Genomic DNA, 23,238 nt, shown 5'->3' with positions numbered 1-23,238 from the left:
CTCGCAGGACACTCGAGTCATGACGCGGACGCTGCCCGCCGGAATCTCCGTCACCGTGCGGGTTCCGGCGTCGAGCGCCAATCTGGGTCCGGGTTTCGATTCCCTCGGAATCGCTTTGGGGCTCTACGACGAGATCGTGGTGTCCACCACGGACTCCGGGCTCACCATTCGGGTCGAGGGGGAGGGCGCCGACGATGTGCCCTGGGGCCCTTCGCATCTGGTGGTGCGGGCCATCGAACGCGGTCTGCAGGCCGCGGGCGTGTGGGCCGACGGCCTGGACGTGGTGTGCCGCAACGTGATTCCGCACTCGCGCGGCATGGGTTCGTCCGCCTCGGCCGCGGTCGGCGGTTTGGCCGCCGGGCGCGGACTGGCCGCGAAGTTCGATCCCGAACTGGCCTACGGCGATGACGTGCTGGTTCAGCTGGCCGGTGAATTCGAAGGCCACCCCGATAATTCGTCGGCCAGCATTCTCGGCGGATTCGTGGTGTGCTGGACCGAAACCGACCGTTCGGCGGACGAAAACGGCAGTGCCGACGCACATCACGCGCGTGTCTACCGCGCCGTGCGACTGGAACCGCACCCCTCGCTGCGTCCCGTGGTGCTGATTCCGGAAGAGCGTTCGGCCACCGCGCACACCCGCGGCCTGCTCCCCGAGCAGGTTCCGCACGTCGACGCGGCCTTCAACGCGAGTCGTTCGGCGCTCGCGGTAGTCGCCTTGACGCAACGTCCCGACCTGCTGCTTCCCGCCACGGCCGACCGGCTACACCAGGGCTACCGCGCGTCGGCGCTGCCGCTCACCACCAAATGGGTGGAGCGACTGCGCGAAGCGGGCATCGCGGCCACCGTGTCGGGCGCGGGACCGACCGTGCTTGCCTTCACGACCAGCGAATTTCCCGAAGAACTGCGCGAACTCGCGATCGCCGACGGCATGCGCGTTCTCGAGCCGGGTATTTCCGGCGGAGTATTGGTGGATTGACAGCGCGCCTGCCTTGCCGATGCAAAAGGCGGGAGCTATCCTGAGCGAGTCCGTACATCGTGCGCGTCAGACGCCGGTGCTTCATCAGGGCAAATCGCTCCAGAGGCTCCTTGCTCAGGCTCGAGGCTTGAGGCTCGAAACTTGGGGGTAGCCAGTCAACTGGAATGATCTCTCCCACCAGGTGGTTCGAAAAACCACAGCTCTCGGTGGCGGAGCCCACGTGGTGGCGACCCCACCGGCCCGGCGGGACATGCGATACGGCATCCGAGTCCGGCACGAGACCGGACTGCAGGAGGAACCCTCGAACAGGCACACGGCGGTCGAGGGAAGGAAAGGATTTCCGTGACAGATACGGACCTGCTCGCGACACCCGGGACGGATAGCGATTCAGCGTCCTCGGGTAGCCGCGAAAGTGACTCCGGACAGATTTCGAAGATGAGCGAACAAACTGACGTCGCACGATCGGGGCTGACTGGAATGTTGTTGCCGCAGTTGCGTGCGCTTGCGGGAGAGCTCGGTATCCGAGGCACTTCCGGGATGCGTAAGGGTGATCTCATCGCCGCCATCAAGGAGAACCAGTCCGGCGGCACCTCCAAGGCCGCCACCGGCAAGGCCACGCGAAACGCGAAGGCCAAGGCCGAGGACGCGCCGACCGGTGGGGAGTCCGCGTCGGCTTCCGCGCCCGCCAAGGCGCAGGCCACCGAGTCCGCTCCGGCCCGGGCCGAGGTGAAGGCGGAGGTTCCGGCGAACCAGGCCGACAAGGTCGAGGCGCGCCAAAACTCTTCGGAGACGCGCGAATCCAAGCGTGAGGACGCCGCCGAGGGCACTCGTGCCGAGGGTGGCGACGAGGGTCGCGACGGTGGCCAGCGCGGCCGCGGTCGCCAGCGTCGGGGCCGCGAGCAGCGCGGTGCCGCCGCCAACACCGAGACCGCGAACGCCGAGGCCCCCGCCACCGAGAAGGGTGAGCAGGAGGGCGGCGAGCGTCGCCGCGACCGCAACCAGGGTGACCGCAACCAGGGCGAGCGCAACAACCAGCGCAACGACCGTGGTGAGCGGGGCGAGCGTGGTGAGCGGAATCAGAACGGCGGCCAGCAGAATCAGAACGGCACCGGCCGCGCCAACCAGCGTGACGACCGCAACGATGACGACGAGGAAGGCGGCCGCGGCCGTCGGGGCCGTCGCTTCCGGGAGCGTCGTCGCGGCCGGGATCGCGACGGTGGCGCCGGTGGTGGCGAGGCCCGCGAGCTGGAGATCCGCGAGGACGACGTCCTGCAGCCGGTCGCCGGCATCCTCGATGTCCTCGACAACTACGCGTTCGTCCGCACCTCGGGCTACCTGGCCGGGCCGAACGACGTGTACGTGTCGATGAACCTGGTGCGCAAGAACGGTCTGCGCCGCGGTGACGCCATCACCGGTGCGGTGCGCGCCCCGCGCGACGGCGATCAGTCCAACCAGCGTCAGAAGTTCGATCCGCTGGTGCGGCTGGACACGGTCAACGGCACCGATGTCGAAAGTGCCCGTCGCCGTCCGGAATTCAACAAGCTGACCCCGCTGTACCCGAACCAGCGCCTGCGGCTGGAGACCCAGCCCAACAAGCTGACCACGCGTGTGATCGACCTGATCATGCCGATCGGCAAGGGCCAGCGCGCGCTGATCGTGTCCCCGCCCAAGGCGGGTAAGACCACGATCATGCAGGACATCGCGAACGCGATCTCGGTCAACAACCCCGAGTGCTACCTGATGGTCGTGCTGGTGGACGAGCGTCCCGAGGAAGTGACCGATATGCAGCGCTCGGTGCGCGGCGAGGTCATCGCCTCCACGTTCGACCGGCCGCCGAGCGATCACACCTCCGTCGCCGAGCTCGCCATCGAGCGCGCCAAGCGACTGGTGGAGCAGGGCCAGGACGTGGTCGTGCTGCTCGACTCGATCACCCGATTGGGCCGCGCGTACAACAACTCGTCCCCGGCTTCGGGCCGAATCCTTTCCGGTGGTGTGGATTCCACCGCGCTGTACCCGCCCAAGCGGTTCCTCGGCGCGGCCCGCAATATCGAGAACGGCGGCTCGCTCACCATCATCGCCACCGCGATGGTGGAGACCGGCTCCACCGGTGACACGGTCATCTTCGAGGAGTTCAAGGGCACCGGCAACGCCGAGCTCAAGCTGGACCGCAAGATCGCCGAGCGCCGGGTGTTCCCGGCCGTCGACGTCAACCCGTCCGGCACCCGCCGCGACGACCTGCTGATGTCGACCGACGAGGCCGCGGTCATCCACAAGCTGCGCCGCGTGCTGTCCGGCCTGGATTCACATCAGGCCATCGATCTGCTCATCGACCGGCTCAAGAAGACCAAGAGCAATGTCGAGTTCCTCATGACGGTCTCCAAGACCGCCCCGGGCGCGCTCGACGAGTAAGGAAAAGGGGGCTCCGCAGCAGCGGCGCCCCCTTTCTCGTTTCGCAAGGGTGACAACTGATTTGGCACCGACCGGGGTAACTCCTCGGGGACGTCCAGAACTCGAGTGGCTCCGCTTCGGCGGGGCCGCTGTCGTGTTTCGGGGGAGAAGAAGAACAACCCGATGAGTGCCGCGCCGACGATCATGAAGCCGAGGATGAGCGCGGTCACGGCACCGGAGACACTCGGTGCCGTGACCGCTGTGTAGGTGAGGGTGGCGTCCCCCCGCGGTGGGTTTGGGGCCGGGTCAACGGACCCCACCGCGCTGCCGGACTCTCCGGGAGCCATCCACCAGCCCACCACCACCAGCAGTGTCAGCGTGACCAGGACCCCCGCCGCGACGAACTCCGCGCGCCGCCGCTGTGCTCTCCCGGCCTCGGCGTGCGCGGTCACGGGGGACGGGCCCCCGGTCGTCGCGTCCTTCCTGGTCACTGCTGTCCTTCCGGTCGTCGCGGGACTCTCACCTGGACAAACTCTATGAACACGGATGTTCGTGGTCCTGAGTAGCGAGCTACTCGACTTCCAGCCTCACTCCTGTACACGAAATATGCGTGCCCGTAGTTTCGTGGGGTGGGGTGTGGGAACAAACGGGACCGACCGCCTGTTCAGGACGGTGTCACCCCTCGTGACGACCACTCGGTCGCGGCACATATACTGTTCCGTCGGCAACCATGCCTAGTCGGCTTTGGTTCACGTCTCGCGTTCGCGGTCCACTCCCGGGCAGTGATGAGGCGACCCAAAGCCAGTTGAAAGGACACCCATGAAGGCAGGAATTCACCCCACGTACGTGGACACCACGGTCGTGTGCGGCTGCGGCAACACCTTCCAGACCAAGAGCACCAAGGAGTCGGGCCAGATCACGGTCGAGGTCTGCTCCCAGTGCCACCCGTTCTACACGGGCAAGCAGAAGATTCTGGACACCGGTGGCCGCGTGGCGCGCTTCGAGGCTCGCTACGGCAAGCGTGCCCCCAAGGCCGCGAAGTAGCTGTCCCGCCGACGCCCGTCCCGCATTCCGCGGGCCGGGCGTCGGTGCGTTTGTGGACCTACTTCCCGTGAGCCGAGACGGCTCACACATACTTTCCGGGTGTGCCAAAGCCCGGCACCCCGATGGGAGGAACCGCGATGGCCGACAAGACGGCCCCCAACGCGATCGACGACATCCTGGCCGAGTACCAGGGGCTGGAATCCCAGCTCGCCGACCCGTCACTGCACAATGACCCGGGCGCGGCCCGTCGCGTCGGCAAGCGCTTCGCCGAGCTCGGCCCGATCATGGCCACCTACAACAAGCTGAAGACCGCGCGTGAGGATCTGGCCGCCGCGCAGGAGCTGGCCGCCGACGACACGTCCTTCGCCGCTGAGGTGCCCGGCCTGCAGGAGCAGGTCGAGGAGCTCGACAAGCAGCTCACCGACTTGCTCGCGCCGCGCGACCCGCACGACGGCGACGATGTCATCCTCGAGGTGAAATCCGGTGAGGGCGGCGAGGAGTCGGCGCTGTTCGCCTCCGATCTCGCGCGCATGTACCTGCGGTACGCGGAGCGGCACGGCTGGAAGGTCGAGGTGCTCGGCGTCACCTACTCCGATCTGGACGGGTACAAGGACGCCAGCTTCTCCATCAAGAGCAAGGAACCCACGCGCGACGGCGTGTGGTCCAAACTCAAGTTCGAGGGCGGCGTGCACCGCGTGCAGCGCGTGCCGGTCACCGAATCCCAAGGGCGCATTCACACTTCGGCCGCGGGCGTGCTGGTGTACCCCGAGCCCGACGAGGTCGAGGAAGTCGAGATCGACGAGAAGGACCTGCGCATCGACGTGTACCGGTCCTCCGGCAAGGGCGGACAGGGCGTCAACACCACCGACTCGGCGGTGCGCATCACCCACCTGCCCACCGGGCTCGTGGTGACCTGCCAGAACGAACGGTCCCAGCTGCAGAACAAGATTCGCGCCAAGCAGGTCCTCGCGGCCCGGCTGCAGGCCCTCGCCGAGGAGCAGGCCGACGCCGAGGCCGCCTCGGGCCGCGCCGCGCAGATCCGCACCGTGGACCGCTCCGAGCGCATCCGCACCTACAACTTCCCCGAGAACCGAATCGCCGACCACCGCATCGGATTCAAGGCCCACAACCTGGATTCCGTGCTGGACGGCAATCTCGACGACCTGTTCAACGCCCTCGGCGAGGCCGATCGGGCCGCCCGGCTCGCGGCCGAATAAGCCTGGGGGACAAACGGAATGCGTATCGAGCGAATGAACGCGGAGGCCATCGACGAGGTGGCCCCGCTGCGGTACGCGCTGTGGCCGGTCTCGGACGAGAAGGAGCACCGGGACGAATTGGCGGAGCTGGCGCAGAGCCCCGACGCCGTGGTCCTGGTCGCGCGCTCCGAGGCCGGTGAACCCATCGGGTACGCCGAGGCCAGCATCCGCCGCGACTACGTGAACGGCTGCGACACCTCGCCGGTGGCATTCCTGGAAGGCATCTACGTGGCTCCCGGGCACCGGCTGCACGGGCTGTCCGGGGCGCTGTGCGAGGCGGTCGAGGCGTGGGGCCGCGAGCTCGGCTGCACCGAACTCGGCTCGGACGCCCTGCTGGAGAACGCCGTCGCCCACCGCTTCCACCAGGCCGTTGGCTTCGAGGAGCGCGAACGAGTCGTGTACTACCGCAAGAAGCTCTAGGACCGAGACAACGGGCGCTGGGCCCGAGACGCCGGGCGCTGGGCTCGAGGCCCGACGCCACGCCCGATGGGCCCGGCACGCGCGCGGTTGGGCGGGAGACCGTTCGAGGCAATCAATTTCGTGCAAGCATGTGCGTGGGGAGAAAGGCTGCGATTCCTGTGAGTCGTGCACCGTTGCGACCGGCCATCCGACAGGCCGTCGAGGTCCTGGCCGCGGCCGGAGTCCACAGTCCCCTGGCGGACGCGGAAAATCTTGCGGCACATGTGCTGGGCGTGGACCGGGGACGGTTGGCGCTCATGCCGATGCTCACCCCCGACCAGCTGGAGGAGTTTCGCAAGCTGGTCGCCCGGCGCGCGGAACGCTTTCCGCTGCAACACCTTACGGGCACCGCGGCGATGGGGGAGATCGATCTGGCGGTCGGGCCGGGCGTTTTCATCCCGCGGCCGGAGACCGAGTTGCTGTTCGCCTGGGCCCTGGCGCAGCTCGAGCAGGTCGGCCACGGGCATCGGCCGACCGTGGTGGACCTGTGCACCGGATCGGGCGCGCTCGCCCTGGCCATCGCCCACGCCCGCCCCGACGTCCAGGTCCACGCCGTCGAACTCGACGCCGAAGCCCTGACCTGGGCCCGCCGCAATGCCCTGCAACTGGCCGACGAGGGCGACACCCCCATCGACCTGCACGCGGGCGACGTCACCGACCCGACCATCCTCGACCACCTCGACGGCACCGTGGACGTGGTCGTGTCCAACCCGCCCTACATCCCCGAGGACGCCCAACTCGACCCCGAGGTCATCGACCACGACCCCCACCGGGCCCTCTTCGGCGGCCCCGACGGCCTGTCCGTCATCCGCCCCATGGTCGCCACCATCGCCCGCCTGCTGCGCGAAAACGGCTCCGCCGCAGTCGAACACGACGACACCAATGGCTCCGGCGTCGCGGCCCTCTTCGCCGCCCACGGCGGTTTCACCGATATCGTCGAACACCCCGACCTGGCCGGAAAACCCCGCTTCGTCGTCGCCCGCCGGATCGCGGACTGAGCGCTATTCGGGTTCGCCCTCGACCTCGACGCCGTGCCAGAACGCGACATGGTTCTTGATCTTGCGCGCCAGCGGGCTGGGGTGCGGGTAGTACCAGGCGGCGTCGGGATTCTCCGAGCCGTCGACGGTGACGGTGTAGTAGCTGGCGATGCCCTTCCAGGGGCAGACGGTGTGTTTGTCGCTCTCGCTGAAGTATTCGCTCTTCAGCGAGTCCACCGGGAAGTACTGATTGCCCTCGACCTCCACGGTTTTCGGGGCCTCGGCGATGACCGTTCCGTTCCAGATCGCACGCATCATGGGTCGTGCCTCCTTCGTCGAGTCCGAGAATACGGCGCAATCGTGTCGGAAACCCGGCGCGACAGTGGCCCCCGAAGCATCCCGTGTCAAGATGTCAGCCGTGAGTACCGTCTACGACTGTGCCGATCCCGATTCCCGTGCCGCCGGTCTGAGCGCCGCGCGGAGCACGCTGAAGAGCGGTCGATTGGCTGTCATTCCGACCGACACGCTGTACGGGCTCGCCGCTGACGCCTTCGACAGTCAGGCGGTGGGCGCTCTGCTGGCCGCCAAGCGGCGCGGGCGGGATATGCCGGTGCCGGTGCTGGTCGGGTCGTGGAACACGATCGACGGGCTGGTGTTCTCGGTGCGCCCGCAGGCCCGCGAGCTGATTCGCGCGTTCTGGCCGGGTGGGCTGACTCTCGTTGTGCAGCAAGCGCCTTCGCTGGCGTGGGACCTCGGTGACGCGCGCGGCACGGTCGCGCTGCGCATGCCGCTGCACCCGGTGGCCCTGGAACTGCTGCGCGAGGTCGGCCCGCTGGCCGTGTCGAGCGCGAACGTCTCCGGACAGCCGCCCGCCACCACCGTGGCCGAGGCGCAGGCGCAGCTGGGCGAGCTGGTCGGGGTGTACCTCGACGGCGGCCCGGCCGATCACGCCGTGGCGTCCACCATCGTCGACCTGACCGCCGACACGCCCCGGATTCTGCGCGAGGGCGCGGTGCCGGTGGAGAAGCTCGCGGAGGTGCTCGGCATGTCGCCCGAGGAGCTCCGTCAGGACGGCGCGCGGTGACGGCCCGTTAAATGCTGCTGAGTCAGGGCGTATTCAGCCAGGGCGCGGTCGTCCCGCTGCGGGAGCTGCTGCTGGTGCTGCTCGTCGCCACGGTCATCGCCTTCCTGTCCACGGGCGGAATCCGGGTGCTGGCCATCGCCTTCGGCGCGGTGGCGGTGCCGCGCGAGCGCGATGTGCACACCAAGCCGATTCCGCGGATGGGCGGCCTGGGCATCTACCTGGGCCTGCTGGCGGCCGTGCTGTTCGCGCACCAGCTGCCCGCCCTGCGTCGCGGCTTCGACTACCCCAAGGACATTCCCGCGGTGTTGGCCGCGGCCACGCTCATCGTGCTGGTCGGCATCATCGACGACCGCTGGGGGCTGGACTGGCTGACCAAGCTGGTCGGCCAGATCACCGCCGCGGGCGTGATGGCCGTGATGGGCCTGAGCTGGGTGGCCATCTACAACCCCTTCACCAATGAGACCGTGGTGCTGGACCCGCTGCAGGGCGGTCTGGTGACCGTCGGCATCACGGTCACCGTCGTGAACGCCATGAATTTCGTGGACGGCCTCGACGGGTTGGCCGCGGGCCTGGGTTTCATTGCCGCCGTCGCGGTTTTCGTGTTCACCGTGGGTTTGCTCTACGAGGTCGGCGGTTCCACCGACACGTATCCGCCCGCGTTGCTGGCCGCCGCCCTGGCCGGTGCGTGCCTGGGATTTCTCCCGCACAATTTCTCCCCGGCCCGGATTTTCATGGGCGACACCGGTTCCATGCTCATCGGATTGATGTTGGCCGCGGTCTCCACGGGCGCGTCGGGGCGAATTCCGCTGCAGGGTTACGGCCCGCGCGACATCGTGGGTTTGCTGTCACCGCTGTTGCTGGTGGGCGCGGTGATGTTCATTCCGGTTCTTGATCTTGTTCTGGCGGTTGTCCGTCGCGTTCGCGCAGGTGTGAGTTTTTCCACTCCGGACAAAATGCATCTTCATCACCGTTTGCTGCAGATCGGACATTCGCAGCGTCGTGTTGTGCTCGTGATCTACCTCTGGGTGAGCGTGCTGGCATTCGGCGCGGTCGGCACCTCGTTGATCTCGGACCGGCGCATGGTGGTGCTCTTGTTCGCCGCCGGATTGGTTTTCGCGCTCATCGTCACCGCGGTCCCGTCCTGGCGTGAGCTGAAAATGAACCCGACCCGCAAACCGCCCCACGATCGCGATCAGGTCGCCGGGTAAGGTTGCTGATCGTGAGCACGCCCCCCAATCCCGGTCCCGCCGCGAATCCCGGTCCCGACGCCCCGCTGCGCGCGGCCCTGCGCTACGGCATCGTCGGTTTGGCTGTGCTGGTTGTGGTTTCGGCCGTCGTGTCCGCGATCTGCGCGGGCCTGCCCGGCCTGTGGGGCGCGCTGATCGGTGCGGCCCTCGGCGGCGCGTTCATTCTCACCACGGCCGCCTCGGTGTTGTTCAGCGCGAAGATCGAATCGGGCCTGCAGGGCATCGTGCTGCTGGGCAGCTGGGTCGGAAAGCTGCTGCTGGCAGTGGTTGTCATCGCGGTGCTCAAGCAGTTCGACTTCTACAACCGCTACTCGCTGTTCTTCACGGTCATCGCCGCGCTGCTCATCGTCTTGGGCGCGGAGACGTACGGCCTTCTGCGCCAACGCGTTCCGACCGTCGAAGTGGAGCGCGACCTGTAGTTCCGGGCCTCCGGAGACCCCGACGAAACACCGGTCACCACGGGTTTCGCCGACCCCCTACGCATTGTCGTAGATAACTTGATAAACTCTTTACCTGTAGCCAACCGAATCAACAGGGGGGGTCACCTGAGACCCGCCTGAGAGCAGGTTATGCTTACAGCCGTACCGGGCCCTCAGGGCTACGGTTCTGCACCGTCGACGATGTCGCCGACGCGCGTACAGACGCCAGGGCGTGACTGCCACAGCTGCTGACGAACTTCGAGCCGACCTGAGTCGACCCACCAGATCGTCAATGTCCGATCGAACCGCAGGAGAAAACTATCTCCTGCGTTCCGACCACGGGAGAGAACGCTGAGCGTCACCATTTTGGCGGGCGAGTTCCACGCGCCGTCACTCAACGACTTCTTCCCTCCAGCAGTGCTGTTCGAGGGGACGCCTTTCGAGCTCGACCGTTTGATGCTGATTCGCATCCTCATGTCGGCCGTTCTCGTGATCGTCATGCTCGCGGCTTTCCGTCGTCCGCAGCTGGTTCCGCGCGGTCTGCAGAATGTCGCGGAATCCGGTCTGGTGTTCGTCAAGGAACAGATCTGCGACGAGGTGCTGGGTAAGGAATCCGGCAAGAAGTTCTTTCCGCTGATCGCGTCGATCTTCTTCGCGGTGTTGTTCTTGAATGCCTCGGGTGTTATTCCGGGCCTGAACATCTCGTCGAACGCGCGCATCGGCATGCCGCTCGTGCTGGCCGTCGTCGCCTACCTCACCTTCAACTATGTGGGCATCAAGAAGTACGGCTTCCTGAAATACATGCGCTCGTCCATCGTGGTGCCGAATGTGCCGCCCGCGCTGCACGTGCTGCTGATCCCGATCGAGTTCATCTCGACCTTCGTGCTGCGCCCGTTCACGCTGACCGTCCGTCTCATGGCGAACATGCTGGCCGGCCACATCATGTTGGTGCTGTTCTTCAGTGCCACCCAGTTCTTCCTGTTCGACGCCGTCCCCTGGATGAAGGTGTTCTCGCCGTTCTCGCTGCTGGCGGGCTTCGGCTTCACCCTCTTCGAGCTCCTGGTCGTCTTCCTGCAGGCGTACGTGTTCGCGCTGCTGACCGCCGTGTACATCGGTCTGGCCCAGCACGCCGACTCCCACTGACCAACCGCACCAACTCCACAAACCTGCCACACACGCCGCCTCGGCGGGTGGGCGACAGAAAGGGAACAAACACCAATGAGCAGCACCCTGACCTTCCTGGCCGAGAACGCTCCGACCGCCAAGGGCTACGGCGCCATCGGCTACGGTCTCGCCGCCATCGGCCCGGGTATCGGCGTCGGTATCGTCGTCGGTAAGGCCATCGAGGGCATCGCCCGTCAGCCCGAGCTGCAGGGCACCATCCGGACCAACATGTTCCTGGGTATCGCGTTCACCGAGGCCCTGGCGCTGATCGGTCTCGTCGCCGGCTTCATTTTCTGATTCCGGCCAAAGACTAGGAATCAACGATGAACAGCACCTACTTGCTCGCGGCTGAGGAGGCCGACAAAAACCCCCTCATCCCGGAGCCGTATGACATTTTCTGGTCTGCGGTCGTCTTCATCGTTATCGCCTTCGTTTTCGGCAAGTACGTCGTCCCGCGCCTGACCAAGGTGCTCGACGAGCGGACCCAGAAGATCGAGGGCGGTATCGCCAAGGCCGAGGCCGTCCAGGCCGAGGCGCAGGCCACCCTGCAGCAGTACCAGGAGCAGCTGGCCGAGGCTCGCCTCGAGGCTGCCCGCATCCGTGAGGAGGCCCGCACCCAGGGTGCGGCGATCCTGGCGGCGATGCGTTCCGATGCGCAGGCCGAGGCCGATCGCATCGTGGCCGCCGGTCACTCGCAGCTGGAGGCTCAGCGCCAGCAGATCGTGACCGAGCTGCGGGCCGAACTGGGCCGCACCGCGGTCGACCTGGCCGAGAAGATCATCGGCCAGTCGGTGGCCGACGAGGCCAAGCAGGCGGCGTCCATCGATCAGTTCCTGCGGGAGCTGGACGAGAACGCTGGCATCGGGGTCGGAAGGTAACGACGCGAAAGTGGGAAGCATGTACGCAGCGAGCCGCGAGGCGAGTTCCCGTGCGCGGGAAGCTCTTCGGGCCGCTCTGACCGGTAGCGACACCGTCGCGGCTACTACGGGGTCGGAACTGTTCGCCGTTGTCGCCGTCCTCGACGACCAGCGTTCGCTGCGTGTGGCGCTCGCGGATAAGTCGGTGTCGAGTTCGGCGCGCGCCGAGCTGGCCGAACGCGTCTTCGGCGGCAAGATCAGCGGAACCACCCAGGCCGTGCTGACCACCGCGGTGGCCCAGGACTGGTCGCGCGCCCGCGATCTGGTCGACACGCTGGTGCTGCTCGGCCGTGAAGCGCTGCTGCGCGCCGCGGAGGACCGCGGCCGCCTCGGCGCGGTCGAGGACGAGCTGTTCCGGCTGGGCCGCATCATCGATGACAACCCGGACCTGGAGCAGGCGCTGCAGGACCACGGCAAGCCGGCGGATGCCAAGCGTGCCCTGGTGCAGCGTCTGCTCGCGGGCAAGGTCGAGGACATCACCCTGCAGCTGGTCGAGCAGTCCGTGCTGCGCCACAAGGGCGATGCCGGCCAGGCCATCGATGAGCTGTCCGATCTGGCCGCGTCGCTCCGGGAGCAGATCGTGGCGCACGTGCGCGCCGCGGTGGCCCTGACGCCGCAGCAGCGCGAGCACCTCGCCGCCTCGCTGCAGCGCATCTACGACAAGCCGATCACCGTGCATGTGCAGGAGGACCCGACCTTGCTGGCCGGCGTCGTCGTGCACGTGGGCGACGACGTGATCGACGGCAGCGCCATCGGCCGACTGCAGCGCTTGCGTCAGTCTCTCGCCTAAGAGACTCAGAACGCCGAAAAGCGCACCAACACACCGACATTCGAGACCACAGCGAGAGCAGGAAGAACATGGCGGAGCTGACGATCTCCCCCGATGAGATCCGTAGCGCGATCGAGAGCTACACCCAGAGCTACACCCCCGAGACCTCCATCGAAGAGGTCGGTGTCGTTACCGACACCGGCGACGGCATCGCCCACATCAGCGGCCTGCCCTCGGCGATGGCCAACGAGCTGCTGGAGTTCCCGGGCGGCGTCCTCGGCGTGGCGCTGAACCTGGAGGACACCGAGATCGGTGCCGTCATCCTGGGTGAGTTCGACACCATCGAAGAGGGCCAGCAGGTCCGCCGCACCGGCGACGTGCTCTCGGTTCCCGTGGGCGACAAGTTCCTCGGCCGCGTCATCGACCCGCTGGGCGCGCCGATCGACGGCCTGGGCGAGATCGAGGCCGACGAGCGTCGCGTGCTCGAGCTGCAGGCCGCCACCGTGCTGCAGCGTCAGCCGGTCGGTGAGCCCATGGCCACCGGCATCACCGCCATCGACGCCCTGACCGCCATCGGCCGCGGCCAGCGCCAGCTGGTCATCGGCGACCGCAAGACCGGCAAGACCGCGGTCTGCATCGACGCGATCATCAACCAGAAGGCCAACTGGGCCACCGGCGATCCGACCAAGCAGGTGCGCTGCATCTACGTCGCGATCGGCCAGAAGGGCTCCACCATCGCGGGCGTGAAGGCGGCCCTCGAGGCGCACGGCGCGATGGAGTACACCACCATCGTCGCGGCCCCGGCCTCCGACTCCGCCGGCTTCAAGTGGCTTGCGCCGTACACCGGTTCGGCGCTGGGCCAGCACTGGATGTACCAGGGCAAGCACGTCCTGATCGTGTTCGACGACCTGTCCAAGCAGGCCGAGGCCTACCGCGCCATCTCGCTGCTGCTGCGCCGCCCGCCGGGCCGCGAGGCGTACCCGGGTGACGTCTTCTACCTGCACTCGCGCCTGCTGGAGCGTTGCGCGAAGCTGTCCGACGAGCTGGGCGCGGGCTCGATGACCGGTCTGCCGATCATCGAGACCAAGGCCAACGACGTCTCGGCGTTCATCCCGACCAACGTCATCTCCATCACCGACGGCCAGGTCTTCCTCGAGTCGGACCTCTTCAACAAGGGTGTCCGCCCGGCCATCAACGTCGGTATCTCCGTCTCCCGAGTCGGTGGCGCCGCGCAGACCAAGGCCATGAAGAAGGTCTCCGGTTCGCTGCGTCTGGAGCTGGCCTCCTACCGTGAGCTCGAGGCGTTCTCCGCCTTCGCCTCCGACCTGGACGCCGCCTCGCTGGCCCAGCTGGAGCGTGGCGCGCGCTGGGTCGAGCTGCTCAAGCAGGACCAGTACGCCCCGGTTTCGGTTGAGGACCAGGTCGTTTCGCTGTACCTGGTCGACGGCGGCTACTACGACTCCGTCCCGGTCGCCGACGTGCGTCGCTTCAACGCCGAACTGCTCGAGTACCTGCACAGCTCGGTGCAGTCCTCCTTCGACGCCCTGCAGGGCGGCGCGAAGGTGCTCGAGGGCGAGGCCGCCGACGCCATCAAGGCCGCGACCGAGAAGTTCAAGCAGGGCTTCCTGGCCTCCGACGGCTCGCGGGTCGTCGAGGCCGAGGCCGACAAGCTGGACCACGAAGAGGTCGAGTCCCTTTCCGTCACTCGCAAGCACGTCGAGAAGTAATCGAGCGAGCACGATGCGACTGACCGAATCGACGAATGAAGGGAGTGTGAACCGCTAATGGCAAGCGTGCGCGAATTGCGCTCCCGCATTCGTTCTGTGAGCTCGATCAAGAAGATCACCAAGGCCCAGGAACTGATCGCGACCTCGCGAATCAGCAAGGCGCAGGCCCGAGTTGCCGCGGCCAAGCCCTACGCGGAGGAGATCACCAAGGTGCTCGCCGAATTGGCGAGCGCCAGTGGGAATCTCAATCACCCGCTGCTCACCGAGCGTGAGAACCCGCGCCGCGCAGCGGTTCTGGTCATCACCTCCGACCGCGGCATGTGCGGTGGCTACAACTCCAACGTGCTCAAGCGCGCCGAGGAGCTCATGGTCACCCTGCGTTCCGAGGGCAAGGAGCCGGTGCTCTACGTGATGGGCGCGAAGGGCCTGACCTACTACACCTTCCGCAAGCGGTCGGTGAACGGGTCCTGGCTGGGCTTCTCGCAGCAGCCCAACTACGCCGACGCCTCGGCCGCGTGCAACCACCTGGTGGAAGCGTTCATGGCCGGGTCCGACGGCGAGGTCGCCACCCCGAACGGGGCGGGCACCATGGCCGGTGTCGACGAACTGCACATCGTCTACACGCGTTTCGTGTCGATGCTGTCGCAGCAGCCCGAGGTGCGTCGCCTGGCCCCGATCCAGGTGACCTTCGTGGACGAGAACTTCGACATGGGTCCGGATTCCTTCACCGACTCCGAGTCGGCGGAATTGAAGCCCCAGTACGAATTCGAGCCGGACGCGGATCGCCTGCTGGGCGCGCTGCTGCCGAAGTACATCAACACTCGGATCTACTCGTCGCTGCTCGAGGCGGCGGCATCGGAGTCGGCTGCGCGCCGCACCGCCATGAAGGCCGCGACGGATAACGCCACGGACCTGGTCAATTCGTTGACCCGGACCGCGAACTCGTTGCGCCAGGCGCAGATTACGCAGGAAATCACGGAAATCGTCGGTGGTGCCAATGCACTGGCGGCGAGCTCGGACCGCGACTAAGGCCCAGGAAGAGAACCAATGACCGCAGCTACTGAAACTCGGGTCGGCACAGGCCGTGTCGCCCGCGTCATCGGACCCGTCGTGGACGTCGAGTTCCCGCGCGGTTCGATCCCTGACCTGTACAACGCCCTGAACGTGGACATCGCGCTCGCGTCCGTGGCCAAGACCCTGACCCTCGAGGTCGCGCAGCACCTGGGCGACAACATCGTTCGCACCATCTCGATGCAGCCGACCGACGGTCTGATCCGTGGCGCCGAGGTGCGCGACACCGGCAAGCCGATCTCGGTGCCCGTCGGTGACGTCGTCAAGGGCCACGTGTTCAACGCCCTCGGCGACTGCCTCGACACCCCGGGTCTGGGCCGCGACGGCGAGCAGTGGGGCATCCACCGCCAGCCGCCCGCCTTCGACCAGCTCGAGGGCAAGACCGAGATCCTCGAGACCGGCATCAAGGTCATCGACCTGCTGACCCCGTACGTGAAGGGCGGCAAGATCGGTCTGTTCGGTGGCGCCGGTGTCGGCAAGACCGTTCTGATCCAGGAGATGATCACCCGTATCGCGCGTGAGTTCTCCGGCACCTCCGTGTTCGCGGGCGTCGGTGAGCGCACCCGTGAGGGCACCGACCTGCACCTGGAAATGGAAGAGATGGGCGTCCTTCAGGACACCGCCCTCGTCTTCGGCCAGATGGACGAGCCGCCGGGCACGCGTATGCGCGTCGCCCTCTCGGCCCTGACCATGGCCGAGTACTTCCGCGACGTCCAGAACCAGGACGTGCTGCTGTTCATCGACAACATCTTCCGGTTCACCCAGGCCGGTTCCGAGGTCTCGACCCTGCTGGGTCGCATGCCCTCGGCCGTCGGTTACCAGCCGACCCTGGCGGACGAGATGGGTCAGCTGCAGGAGCGCATCACCTCGACCCGTGGCCGCTCGATCACCTCCATGCAGGCGATCTACGTGCCCGCGGACGACTACACCGACCCCGCGCCGGCCACCACCTTCGCGCACCTGGACGCCACCACCGAGCTCTCGCGTCCGATTTCGCAGAAGGGCATCTACCCGGCCGTCGACCCGCTGTCGTCGACCTCGCGCATCCTCGAGGCCTCGATCGTCGGCGAGCGGCACTTCCGGGTGGCCAACGAGGTCAAGCGAATCCTGCAGAAGTACAAGGAACTTCAGGACATCATCGCCATCCTCGGCATGGACGAGCTCTCCGAAGAGGACAAGGTCCTCGTCGGCCGCGCCCGTCGTCTGGAGAAGTTCCTCGGCCAGAACTTCATCGTGGCCGAGAAGTTCACCGGTCAGCCGGGTTCGGTCGTGCCGCTGGAGCAGACCATCGACGACTTCGATCGCGTCTGCAAGGGCGAGTTCGACCACCTGCCCGAGCAGGCGTTCAACTCCTGCGGTGGCCTGGACGACGTCGAGGCGGCCGCGAAGAAGATCGCCGGGAAGTAGTCACCCATGGCAGATATGTCCGTTGATCTGGTCGCCGTCGAGCGGCTGGTGTGGTCGGGCCGGGCGAAGTTCGTCTCGGCCCAGACCACCGAAGGTGAGATCGGCATCCTCGCCGGGCACGAGCCGCTGCTCGGGCAGCTCGTCGAGGGCGGCACCGTGACCATCGTGTCGGACTCCGACGAGCGCATCGTCGCGGCCGTGCACGGCGGATTCTTCTCCGTCACCGCCACTTCGGTGCGCGTGCTGGCCGAATCCGCCGAGTTCTCGTTCGACATCGACGAGGCGGCCGCCAAGGCCGTCGTCGCCGATGCGGATGCGAGCCCGGCCGCGCTGGCCAAGGCTCAGGGCCAGCTGCGGGCGCTCGAGAAGGCGGCGCACGCCTGAGCGGCGTGACGTAGTCTTCGGAACCCAAGCGAAGAGCGGCGGTCCCAGGGAATCCCCTGGGGCCGCCGCTCTTTTCGCGCGCTCGTTTCCTGGGTGAATTATTCGAAGGTCAGGATGGGTTTGATCGTGCCGCCGTGATGCGCGTCGGCCACCGCGGTGTCGATATCGGCGAATGCGTAGGTCTTGCTGATCTTCTCGATCGGGAATTTGCCCTCGGCATGCCACCGCAGCAATCGCGGAATGAACTGCTGCGGGTCCCCGCTGCCCTCGATGCAGCCGCGAACGGCCTTGCCATTGCCGGTGAGATGGCCGATCTCCAGGTCCATGCTGGCCTCGCCGAGGCCGACGAGCACCAGCGTGCCCATGGGTGCGAGCGCCTCCAAACCCTTGGCGATGACGGGGTTCAGCGCGGTGGTGTCGAGCGCGAAGTTCGCACCGCCCTCGGTGGCCGCGACGACCTGGGCGACCACGTCCTCGGTCGCGCCGTCGATGGTGACGTCCGTGCCCAGTTCCTTGGCCACGGCCAGCCGCTCCGCGGAAAGGTCAATGGCCACAATGGTTCCCGCGCCGATCGCCCGGGCCGCCATGAGCGCGGCCATGCCCACGCCGCCGACGCCGAAGATGGCGATGGAGTCGTTCGGACCCGGCTTCATGACATTGGCGACCGCGCCCGCGCCGGTCTGCACGCCGCAGCCGAAGGGGGCGGTGGCCACCAGATCGACGCTCTCGTCGACCACCACGACGCAGCGCGCGGGCACCAGCGCGTGGGTGGCGAAACTCGACTGCCCGAAGAACGCGCCCATCACGCGCTCGCCATCGCGGCTCAGCGGCGAGGTGAAATCCGATCGACCGCCCGAGGTATTGAGAATGACGAAATTCTCGCAATACGGCGGAAGTCCGTTCAGACAGCGCGAACACGTGCCGCAACTGGCATAGGTGAGTAGCACATGGTCGCCGACTTCGATGCCGGTTACCTCCGAGCCAATCCGCTCGACAATGCCCGCGCCCTCGTGCCCGAGCACGATCGGCAACTCCGGCGGGAACAGACCCTTGGTGACCAGATCGGTGTGGCACACGCCGCTCGCGACGATGCGTACCAGCACCTCACCTGGGCGCGGGTCCTCCAGATCCAACCTCTCCAGCGAGAACGGTTTGTCCGCCCCCCGGGCGACTGCGGCGGTAATTTGCACGGAATCTCCTCCAACACTTCCGAATTGTCCGGAGCATAAGAACCTGTTCTAGATTTCGGCCATGTCGGATCCCGCTGAGTGGGGCTTCGGGTGGACATGTGGTTGAATGCATTCGCCGGTTCATGGATGTGATCCAACCCATACGGCAAAGCCTCGGCTATTCCAGCATTTTCAGCTTTTTTCTCCAGCGATGAGCGAGGGGTTGATGAGCGGGCTTCGTTATGGCAAGTGGGGGGTGGCCGTCGCAGTGGTCGCGGTCGCCCTCGGATTCTTCTCACCGGGAGCCGCCAACGCGGATGTCACCGTGCCGCTCCCCGACGGGCACATCGAGGGCCCGGGCGTGAAAATCACCAGTCTCGGTGAGCGCGCGATCATTTCGCCGTCACTTGCGGCCAATGGCGCGGGGCGTACCTCGTGGGTGTCGGGCAATGTCATCGCCGAGGTGGACACACCGGACGGGACCGTCGGTCCCAACAACGGCCCGAAGAACTATCCCGGAACCAACAATTCGGGTACCCACGGATCGTCCAACCTCACCACCGGATACATCGTCGGATGCCAGGTGAATCTGGGTGTGGTCAGCGCGAACTCGACGTTCGCGATCAGCGCCACGCCCAGTCTCTCGGGTGGATTCAGCTTCCCGCTCTCGCCCGGTCAGGTGCTGTGGATGGCCATCAACAACATCGAGTTGACCAAGAGCGGCAGCTACACCATCAACTACCAGGACATTCCAATGGAGATTCAGGGTTGCGGTGGTTACGCCCAGGCCCGTCAGGTCTCCGTGGTCGAGATCATCGGCGCGGACTACCACAAGGTCACCCTCTACGGCCAGCCGTTCAGCATCGGCTGACGAGACCACTCCGACGGAAGGGATCGCATGTACGACAAGGCAATTTGCGTTCGGGGTGGCAGGGTGTTCGGAGTGGCGTCGGCCGCGGCGGTGGTGCTCGGGCTGGGCGCGGCCGGACCCGCGCATGCCGACACCTTCATTCCGCTGCCCGGCGGGTCGATTACCCGCACGCTCGCCGATGGCACCACCATGACGGTTCGCATTACCGGTGAGTCCGCGAAGATCAGCGGATCCATGGGCGACACCCCGGCGCATCGCAATGTCTGGACCACCGCGGTGGCCAGTGTGGACCTCGACGGCCCGAGCGCCGGGAGCGATCAGATCCAGATCAAGATCAGTCCCGGCTATATCGTCGGCTGCCAGGTGGACATCAGCGGCGGAATCAACAACGGTACGAGCGGCGGGGTGACGAACGACCCCACCAAGGCGACTTCGCAGAATCCATTCGGCGGTCTTTCCGCCACCCAATCCCTGTCCGAGGGCATCACACTCGGACCCGGGCAGGCGGTCTCGCGGCTCATGCTGGATCTGGAGAAGCCCGACGACTACGGCCAGGAGTCGCACAAGCGCTACAACAAGGTCTCCGGTCCGCATGCCAGCGTCAGTTGGCAGGACGAGGCTTTCGAGGTGAATGGTTGCGGCGGTTACGCACAGGCGCGCTCGTTCGTGGCGGCCGAGGTGGACACCCCGACCTTCATCGGCAACCTCGTGCTCTACGGTGAGCCTTTCAGCATGGGCTGATATATCTTCCGCACCCCGCTGAACAGCGCATTCGTCACATTCGGTGGATGGCCGGACTCCGCCTTTCCCGGGTCGCTAGTATCGACCGAAAGCGGGGCCCGGCCACCGGCCGGTTCGTGATCGACAGCAACGCGGATGTGAAGGGACGGAGCGGCATTGCAAACCGGGATGTGGCTTCTGATCATTCTGGTGTTGCTGCTCGTCGCCCTGGCCCTGGTCTCGACCTATCGCCTGATCATGTTGCGCCGCGGCGGCACCGCCGCATTGCTGCGGGTGCTGCCCGCGCGCGGGCACGGCGGGGGTTGGCGGCACGGCCTCATTCGCTATGACGAGGACACGCTCCTCTTCTACAAACTCTCCAGCCTGAAGCTCGGCCCGGACTCGACCATGCGCCGCCTCGCCATCGAGATCGGCCCGCGGCGTTCTCCGCAGGGCGACGAGTACGACATCATGACCGACGAGGTCATCGTCATGTGCTCCGACGGTGACGGCAGCTACGAGCTGGCCCTCGACCGCGGTGCCATGGCCGCCTTCCTCTCCTGGGTGGAATCCCGCCCGTCCGAGCGTATTCGCCGCCGCCGCGCCGGGTAAGCGGCGTATGCCAGCGTGACAACTGGTTTCGTGGCGGTGGGGGTAACTCACCGGGGACGTCCAGAACGCAGCCGGCCGCTCGTCCGCCGGTCCGCGACGCGACTAGGTTGACACTTACCGATCGGCAAAAGGCGCGGAGAGGCGGAACAGTGAGCGTGCACTTGACTCGGATTTACACCCGGACCGGCGATGACGGGACGACCGGTTTGAGTGACTTCTCCCGGGTGGCCAAGACCGATCCGCGGCTGATCGCCTATGCCGACTGTGACGAAACCAATGCGGCACTCGGGGTGGCCATCGCGCTCGGGCAGCCGGACGAGCGAATGCTCGGTGTGCTGCGTTCCATACAGAACGATCTTTTCGACGCCGGCGCGGACCTCTCCACCCCCGTGGTGGCCGACCCCAAGTACCCGCCGCTGCGCATCACCCAGGCCTATATCGACCGCCTCGAGAAGTGGTGCGATGAGTTCAATGAGCCTCTGGCACCGTTGAATTCGTTCATTCTGCCCGGCGGCACACCCCTGGCCGCGCTGCTGCACACGGCCCGCACCGTCGCACGACGCGCCGAGCGGTCGGCCTGGGCCGCCGTCGACGCGCACGCGGAGGACACGAGTGTGTTGCCCGCGAAATACCTCAACCGACTGTCCGACCTGCTGTTCATTCTGAGCCGCGTGGCCAATCCCGATGGCGACATACTCTGGCGGCCGGGCGGAGAGGCCACGGGTACGGGATCCGACCACTAGGCTGACCCCCGTGAGTGAACGGTTTCTGGTGACCGGGGGCAGCAGGCTCGTCGGTGAGGTCGCGGTGGGCGGCGCGAAGAACAGCGTCCTCAAGCTGATGGCCGCCGCGTTGCTGGCCGAGGGTACGACCACCATCACGAACTGCCCGGACATCCTGGATGTGCCGCTGATGGCCGAGGTCCTGCGGGGCCTGGGCTGCGATGTCGCGATCGACGGTGGCACGGTCACCATCGCGACGCCGCCGGAGCCGAAGTACCACGCGGACTTCCCGGCCGTCACCCAGTTCCGGGCCTCGGTGTGTGTGCTGGGTCCGCTCATGGCGCGGTGCAAGCGGGCGGTCGTGGCGTTGCCCGGCGGTGACGCCATCGGTTCGCGTCCGCTGGACATGCACCAGCAGGGATTGCGACTGCTCGGCGCGACCTCCGAGATCGAGCACGGCTGCCTGGTGGCGCGCGCCGAGGAACTGCAGGGCGCGCGGATCCGCCTGGACTTCCCGTCGGTCGGCGCGACCGAGAACATTCTGATGGCCGCGGTGCTCGCCGACGGTGAGACCGTCATCGACAATGCCGCGCGCGAACCGGAGATCGTGGACCTGTGCAACATGCTGGTGCGGATGGGCGCGAAGATCTCCGGCGCGGGCACCTCGGTGTTGACCATCGAGGGCGTGGACAAGCTCGCCCCCACCACCCACCGGGTGATCGGCGATCGCATCGTCGCCGCGACGTGGGGCATCGCCGCCGCCATGACCACCGGTGACGTGCGGGTGACGGGCATCAACCCCAAGCACCTGTCGCTGGTGCTGGACAAGCTGCGCTCCGCGGGGGCGCGAATCTCGTTCGAACCGGACGGTTTTCGTGTGGTGCAGGCGGATCGCCCGCGCGCCGTGAACTTCTCGACCCTGCCGTTCCCGGGCTTCCCCACCGATCTGCAGCCCATGGCCATCGGCCTGGCCGCGATCGCCGACGGCACCTCGATGATCACCGAGAACATCTTCGAAGCGCGCTTCCGCTTCGTCGAGGAGATGATCCGCCTGGGCGCGGATGCCCGCACCGACGGGCATCACGCTGTGGTGCGCGGGATTCCGCGCCTGTCCTCCGCACCGGTGTGGTCCTCCGACATTCGCGCGGGCGCGGGTCTGGTGCTCGCGGGTCTGGTCGCCGACGGTGTCACCGAAGTGCACGACGTCTTCCATATCGACCGTGGCTACCCGGATTTCGTGGAGAACCTGCGTGGGCTCGGGGCCGAGATCGAACGGGTCGGAACCACCGACTGAACGGCCGGTGTCGGGGCGTGTTCGCGAAAACCCGTCCTGAACAGGCGATTTGACATGCGAACAACCAACACGTAACTTATTCCAGGTCAGAGCGACACGGACACCGACTCCGGTGAGACGAGCTTCGCCTGATGATCACACTAGCTCCCACCAACCAGCGGATTTGGTTCTGCCGTGCGGCTGGGGCTAAGCTTGAAAAGTTGCCTCACGATCGAGCGGGACATAGCGCCCGGGAGATCGTTTGTGCGTGTGTTCTTTGAGAACTCAATAGTGTGTCGATGAATGTCAGTGCCAAATATTTTATTTGGTTCCGGCCTCAGCCCCCCGTGTTGGGGTCGGACATTTAAGTCAGCTAATTTCCGGCTGGCGATTGTTTTGCTAGGTTTTCGGACTCTGGTTCGAGATACTTCTGATTCGCCCTTCGGGGTAAATCTAGAGTCTTCAACGGAGAGTTTGATCCTGGCTCAGGACGAACGCTGGCGGCGTGCTTAACACATGCAAGTCGAGCGGTAAGGCCCTTCGGGGTACACGAGCGGCGAACGGGTGAGTAACACGTGGGTG

General features: G+C 66.4%; 24 protein-coding genes and 1 rRNA gene. 23 read left to right on the top strand and 2 right to left on the bottom strand.

The genetic code is table 11. The features are described from left to right. Positions 1–19: 19 nt before the first annotated feature. The 6 genes from thrB (at position 20) to prmC (ending at position 7,121) form a co-directional block, all read left to right on the top strand. Positions 20–976: a homoserine kinase gene (gene thrB / locus VMT65_RS16890; RefSeq protein ID WP_326309227.1), complete on the top strand. Its 957-nt coding sequence runs from the start codon at positions 20–22 to the stop codon at positions 974–976. Between the two features lie 342 nt (positions 977–1,318). Beyond that, positions 1,319–3,385 carry a transcription termination factor Rho gene (gene rho / locus VMT65_RS16885; RefSeq protein WP_326309226.1) on the top strand — a complete coding sequence of 689 codons (2,067 nt, stop codon included), beginning with the start codon at positions 1,319–1,321 and terminating at the stop codon, positions 3,383–3,385. A gap of 798 nt (positions 3,386–4,183) precedes the next feature. After that, the gene (gene rpmE / locus VMT65_RS16880; protein ID WP_033085055.1) at positions 4,184–4,408 is read left to right on the top strand and encodes a 50S ribosomal protein L31; all 225 of its coding nucleotides are present in this window, start codon (positions 4,184–4,186) and stop codon (positions 4,406–4,408) included. A gap of 137 nt (positions 4,409–4,545) precedes the next feature. After that, positions 4,546–5,625, top strand: a complete 1,080-nt coding sequence (gene prfA / locus VMT65_RS16875; protein WP_326309225.1) for a peptide chain release factor 1 — start codon at positions 4,546–4,548, stop codon at positions 5,623–5,625. A gap of 18 nt (positions 5,626–5,643) precedes the next feature. Next, positions 5,644–6,084, top strand: a complete 441-nt coding sequence (gene aac(6'), locus VMT65_RS16870; protein WP_326309224.1) for an aminoglycoside 6'-N-acetyltransferase — start codon at positions 5,644–5,646, stop codon at positions 6,082–6,084. 158 nt (positions 6,085–6,242) lie between these two features. Continuing rightward, positions 6,243–7,121 (top strand): peptide chain release factor N(5)-glutamine methyltransferase, encoded by an 879-nt coding sequence (prmC, locus tag VMT65_RS16865; RefSeq protein WP_326309223.1) that lies wholly within the window; start codon positions 6,243–6,245, stop codon positions 7,119–7,121. 3 nt (positions 7,122–7,124) lie between these two features. Here prmC and VMT65_RS16860 read toward each other — a convergent pair whose 3' ends face one another. Then, positions 7,125–7,418 (bottom strand): DUF427 domain-containing protein, encoded by a 294-nt coding sequence (locus VMT65_RS16860; protein ID WP_326309222.1) that lies wholly within the window; start codon positions 7,416–7,418, stop codon positions 7,125–7,127. A gap of 100 nt (positions 7,419–7,518) precedes the next feature. Between VMT65_RS16860 and VMT65_RS16855 the strand changes: the two genes are divergently transcribed. The 11 genes from VMT65_RS16855 (at position 7,519) to VMT65_RS16805 (ending at position 17,289) form a co-directional block, all read left to right on the top strand. Further along, complete coding sequence (locus VMT65_RS16855) at positions 7,519–8,184, top strand: L-threonylcarbamoyladenylate synthase (RefSeq protein WP_326310280.1); 666 nt, start codon at positions 7,519–7,521, stop codon at positions 8,182–8,184. Positions 8,185–8,195: 11 nt separating this feature from the next. Continuing rightward, entirely contained in the window at positions 8,196–9,392 is a 1,197-nt protein-coding gene (locus tag VMT65_RS16850) for an MraY family glycosyltransferase (protein ID WP_326309221.1), read from the top strand. 11 nt (positions 9,393–9,403) lie between these two features. Further along, positions 9,404–9,850, top strand: coding sequence for a hypothetical protein (locus tag VMT65_RS16845; RefSeq protein WP_326309220.1), 447 nt, complete (start codon positions 9,404–9,406; stop codon positions 9,848–9,850). 417 nt (positions 9,851–10,267) lie between these two features. Then, complete coding sequence (gene atpB, locus VMT65_RS16840) at positions 10,268–10,993, top strand: F0F1 ATP synthase subunit A (RefSeq protein ID WP_326309219.1); 726 nt, start codon at positions 10,268–10,270, stop codon at positions 10,991–10,993. A 75-nt stretch (positions 10,994–11,068) separates the two neighbouring features. Continuing rightward, complete coding sequence (locus VMT65_RS16835) at positions 11,069–11,311, top strand: ATP synthase F0 subunit C (protein ID WP_120736968.1); 243 nt, start codon at positions 11,069–11,071, stop codon at positions 11,309–11,311. Positions 11,312–11,337: 26 nt separating this feature from the next. Further along, a complete protein-coding gene (locus tag VMT65_RS16830; RefSeq protein WP_326309218.1) occupies positions 11,338–11,892 on the top strand; it encodes a F0F1 ATP synthase subunit B in 555 nt (184 codons plus the stop codon). 19 nt (positions 11,893–11,911) lie between these two features. Continuing rightward, positions 11,912–12,721, top strand: coding sequence for a F0F1 ATP synthase subunit delta (locus VMT65_RS16825; RefSeq protein WP_326309217.1), 810 nt, complete (start codon positions 11,912–11,914; stop codon positions 12,719–12,721). A 68-nt stretch (positions 12,722–12,789) separates the two neighbouring features. Beyond that, on the top strand, positions 12,790–14,427 hold the full coding sequence (gene atpA, locus VMT65_RS16820) for a F0F1 ATP synthase subunit alpha (protein WP_326309216.1): 1,638 nt from the start codon (positions 12,790–12,792) through the stop codon (positions 14,425–14,427). Positions 14,428–14,484: 57 nt separating this feature from the next. Further along, complete coding sequence (locus VMT65_RS16815) at positions 14,485–15,456, top strand: F0F1 ATP synthase subunit gamma (protein ID WP_326309215.1); 972 nt, start codon at positions 14,485–14,487, stop codon at positions 15,454–15,456. Between the two features lie 18 nt (positions 15,457–15,474). Beyond that, a complete protein-coding gene (atpD, locus tag VMT65_RS16810; RefSeq protein WP_040805210.1) occupies positions 15,475–16,905 on the top strand; it encodes a F0F1 ATP synthase subunit beta in 1,431 nt (476 codons plus the stop codon). Between the two features lie 6 nt (positions 16,906–16,911). Continuing rightward, positions 16,912–17,289 (top strand): F0F1 ATP synthase subunit epsilon, encoded by a 378-nt coding sequence (locus VMT65_RS16805; RefSeq protein ID WP_326309214.1) that lies wholly within the window; start codon positions 16,912–16,914, stop codon positions 17,287–17,289. A gap of 98 nt (positions 17,290–17,387) precedes the next feature. Here VMT65_RS16805 and VMT65_RS16800 read toward each other — a convergent pair whose 3' ends face one another. Then, a complete protein-coding gene (locus VMT65_RS16800) occupies positions 17,388–18,479 on the bottom strand; it encodes an NAD(P)-dependent alcohol dehydrogenase (protein WP_326309213.1) in 1,092 nt (363 codons plus the stop codon). A gap of 190 nt (positions 18,480–18,669) precedes the next feature. Here VMT65_RS16800 and VMT65_RS16795 point away from each other — a divergent pair, with 190 nt between their 5' ends. The 6 genes from VMT65_RS16795 to VMT65_RS16770 all read left to right on the top strand — a co-directional run. Then, the gene (locus VMT65_RS16795) at positions 18,670–19,329 is read left to right on the top strand and encodes an MspA family porin (RefSeq protein WP_326309212.1); all 660 of its coding nucleotides are present in this window, start codon (positions 18,670–18,672) and stop codon (positions 19,327–19,329) included. A gap of 63 nt (positions 19,330–19,392) precedes the next feature. Beyond that, on the top strand, positions 19,393–20,070 hold the full coding sequence (locus VMT65_RS16790) for an MspA family porin (protein WP_326309211.1): 678 nt from the start codon (positions 19,393–19,395) through the stop codon (positions 20,068–20,070). Positions 20,071–20,238: 168 nt separating this feature from the next. Further along, positions 20,239–20,661, top strand: a complete 423-nt coding sequence (locus tag VMT65_RS16785) for a DUF2550 domain-containing protein (RefSeq protein ID WP_326309210.1) — start codon at positions 20,239–20,241, stop codon at positions 20,659–20,661. Positions 20,662–20,810: 149 nt separating this feature from the next. Continuing rightward, positions 20,811–21,404, top strand: a complete 594-nt coding sequence (locus VMT65_RS16780) for a cob(I)yrinic acid a,c-diamide adenosyltransferase (RefSeq protein ID WP_326309209.1) — start codon at positions 20,811–20,813, stop codon at positions 21,402–21,404. A 10-nt stretch (positions 21,405–21,414) separates the two neighbouring features. Further along, positions 21,415–22,677 (top strand): UDP-N-acetylglucosamine 1-carboxyvinyltransferase, encoded by a 1,263-nt coding sequence (gene murA, locus VMT65_RS16775; RefSeq protein WP_326309208.1) that lies wholly within the window; start codon positions 21,415–21,417, stop codon positions 22,675–22,677. A gap of 441 nt (positions 22,678–23,118) precedes the next feature. After that, positions 23,119–23,238, top strand: a 16S ribosomal RNA gene (locus VMT65_RS16770); the annotation flags it as partial.

Source organism: Nocardia sp. CDC153, from assembly GCF_035818515.1.
In the GTDB taxonomy this organism is placed as follows: domain Bacteria; phylum Actinomycetota; class Actinomycetes; order Mycobacteriales; family Mycobacteriaceae; genus Nocardia.
Note: the sequence above shows the minus strand (reverse complement) of the source record. Positions and strands in the feature narration are given on the sequence as shown.